This window comes from Bacillus sp. SIMBA_031 (genome assembly GCF_046535225.1).
Classification (GTDB): Bacteria; Bacillota; Bacilli; order Bacillales; family Bacillaceae; genus Bacillus; species Bacillus velezensis.
The window spans coordinates 1-257 of record NZ_JAWRXC010000426.1 but is presented as its reverse complement, the minus strand read 5'-3'; the positions used below and the strand labels follow the sequence as shown (position 1 = coordinate 257).

Genomic DNA, 257 nt, shown 5'->3' with positions numbered 1-257 from the left:
ATATCAGACTACAATTCCGTCACGCAAAGAGATGCACAACATCATTCGGAAAGCTTTTGATAACGGGGTTACTTTATTTGATACCGCTGAAGCTTATGGACCTTTTGAATGTGAGAAGATTTTGGGCGAAGCGGTTTCTTCTTTTCGTGATAAAATAGTTATTGAAACTAAATTCGGTTGGAACATTGATCAGCAAACCGGGACACGCTTACCGGGATTGAACAGCAAACCTGAACATATAAAAATAGTAGTGGAAG

General features: G+C 39.3%; 1 protein-coding gene. It reads left to right on the top strand.

What is annotated here, in order from left to right:
• Positions 1–257: aldo/keto reductase (locus tag SB724_RS20895; RefSeq protein WP_410572874.1), on the top strand; the 257-nt coding region annotated here is incomplete at both ends.